Annotated in this window: 2 protein-coding genes; one reads left to right on the top strand and one right to left on the bottom strand. The window is 68.3% G+C overall.

Annotated features, from left to right (window positions below):
• Positions 1-389: 389 nt before the first annotated feature.
• Complete coding sequence (locus tag AX744_RS19755; protein ID WP_082738601.1) at positions 390-1,778, top strand: CoA transferase; 1,389 nt, start codon at positions 390-392, stop codon at positions 1,776-1,778.
• On the opposite strand, the gene AX744_RS19750 is transcribed toward AX744_RS19755, so the two are convergent.
• Positions 1,763-2,580, bottom strand: an 818-nt coding sequence (locus AX744_RS19750) for a DUF4184 family protein (protein ID WP_231728863.1), incomplete at its 5' end; no start/stop codon positions are given. The genes AX744_RS19755 and AX744_RS19750 overlap by 16 nt on opposite strands.

Below are 2,580 nucleotides of genomic sequence, written 5' to 3'. Positions count from 1 at the left end.
CTCCCACGACCCAGCCATCACAGCCAGGCCCGAAGGGCAACTTCTCTATCTTACCCACCTTGTCCCGCTTGTCAAATCGGCGCGCTGTGCGAATCAGAGATCCGCAGCGCAGCTGATGACAGCCGCAGAAGAGGTGGAGTCCCTATCCTAGACGCAAGCGCCTGTTCTCTCAAGTGAGAGTGGATCGGGAGTGGTTCTCCGCTTGAGGGGGGTGAAGCTCTTGGCTCCTCCGCTTCCCTGTGGGGCGAACAAGTAATAAGTTACGCGGGTCCCGGGGATCTGGCAAATCGGGCCACCCCACCCGGGCGTGTCGCCTTGACTCGTCGAGTGATTTCCTGCGGGTCAGGGGCAGTTTCGGTGGCGATGCGCACCCGCAGTACGATCACGCCATGCCGGATTCAGCTGATCGCCTCCCCACCCCAGGCCTGTTCTCGATGGACGCCGACGGCGGCGCACATGAGGGGCGGGCGGCAGCTCAGCTGCTCGCGCGCATCGGGCGGGAGCTCGGCCTCGGTGACGCCGACGACGCTGTCCGACCGCTCCGTGCGGTCCCACTTCCCTCGCGACTGGCCACCGCTGACCTCGCCTGGGCGAGCGTGAGCGCAGCCATGCTTGCTGCCGGCGGGGTCCCGGCTTCGCTCGATCCGGATCGGATCGCGGTCGCGTTCCGCAGTGACCGTGTTTTGACGATCGATGGCGTCGCTCCCCCGGTCTGGTCCGAGTACTCAGGGTTCTGGCGGACAGCAGACGGATGGATCCGCACCCACGGGAACTATCCCCATCACGCGGCGGCGCTGCGTGCGGGACTCGGTCTGCGAGACGGTGCGGGCGGCGATCTCGTCGGGGGTACCCTCGCCGAACGGGACTCTCACGATGCCGTCCGCGAGATCACGGCTGCCGGCGGGCTCGCTGTCGTCGTCGCTGCGGAGGATCCCGCCCTCGATCGTGCCGCCAGAGAGCGTCCGCTCCTGGAGATCAGCCGACCGGACGGGATGTCCGATGCGCTCGACCAACCCGCCGCTGGACGTTCCGTGCGTGCGGGCCGTCGACCACTTCAGGGCATGCGCGTCCTCGACCTGACAAGGGTCATCGCCGGCCCGGTGTGCACGAGGACACTCGCCCTGCTCGGTGCCGATGTGCTGCGCATCGATCCGCCGACGCTGTCAGAGCCTGAGTGGCAGCACCTCGATACGGGCCATGGCAAACGGTCGGCCGTGCTGGACGCGCGGAGCGCTCGCTTCCATGATCTGCTCGCGCGCGCCGATGCCGTCGTGCTCGGATACCGTCCGGCGTCACTCGACCGGCTGGGGTTGGACCCCGACCTGCTCGTGCGCCGATACCCGGGCCTGGTGGTCGCGCAACTGAGCGCCTGGGGCACGGAGGAACCGGAGCGAGCCGGTTTCGACAGCCTCGTGCAGGCGGAATCCGGCATCGCGCTCATCGAATCGGTCGACGATGATCGTCCCGGCGCACTTCCCGCGCAGGCTCTCGACCACAGCGCGGGCTATCTGCTCGCTGCCGCTGTGACCTCTCTGCTCCGGGGGCACCGCCTAGAGGAGCGTTCGTGCGTGGTCCGCACATCGCTTCGTCGCATCGCGGCGGAACTGCTCGGGATGCCGCGTCGCGGGATGGCCGGAGCCGAGGTCGAGTTCGACGTGCGGCCGCATGTCGCCCGGTTCGGAGTCGACGGGAGCGCAGTGGTGACCGCTCGACCCGCGCTGACGGGACTCGAGTTCGCGGCCCCGCACGCCTGGGGGTCCGATCAGCCCGTCTGGTGACGGCGTCCTCGCACCGACAGCGCGATGCAGAGCGCCACGGTGAGCGCACCCCAGAGGGCACAGGCCGGAGGGAGCACCCGATACGCGAGGTGCTGAACGGTGAAGTCCGCGTCGAGGGGGCCGAAGACGACGAGACCCCCGGCCCACGCGATGACGAGGAACCCGGGGAGCGAGATCCACCACGCCACGCGCACCCACGGCGGCGATGACTGCGTGACGCCCTGACGCGGTGTCTGCCGACGGAGCCGGAGCAGAGCCCAGATGCCGATGACCCCGAGGCCGATCAGGCTCGAACCGTGTTGGAGCCACTTGAACCCTGGCAGCGGTCCCCACATGTCGTCGAGGCCGGGGATCAGGTGCACGCCCCACCGTCCCTCATGCGTGAAGAGGTCCCACACGATGTGCGAGAGAACACCGATCACGAACGACGCCGCGAGCAGGAACGGATACGCGCGCGTGCGCCCCACACCGACTGCCGCTCCTGCCGCCGTGAGACCCCTGTCATTCCATTCCTCAGGCAACCGCCGAGCCAGCCGGAGCGGAGCGAGTTCGGGAACAGCCGGACGGAGCACGACCCGCCAGATCAGGAACAGCACGAACGCGAGAAGCCCTGTCCACACGACATTGCCGAACGTGTGCGTGAACGAGTAGTTCAGTCCTACGCCACGCACGAACAACGGCAGGTCCGGGGTCATCGCGCCGATCGCGATCGCAGCCGGCACGAGCGGCGTGCGGATGAACGGCAGCGCTACCAGGGCGTGGCTGGGCGTGAACGGCATCGAGCTCGGGCTCAGCCGACGAA

It is taken from the genome of Microbacterium sp. CCH5-D1, assembly GCF_001557335.1.
Taxonomy (GTDB): domain Bacteria; phylum Actinomycetota; class Actinomycetes; order Actinomycetales; family Microbacteriaceae; genus Microbacterium; species Microbacterium oxydans.
This window is presented reverse-complemented; position numbering and strand designations above follow the sequence as displayed.

Excerpts from the sequence above, each read along its gene's own strand:
- AX744_RS19755 (WP_082738601.1), top strand. The coding sequence starts at position 390 with ATGCCGGATTCAGCTGATCGCCTCCCCACCCCAGGCCTGTTCTCGATG.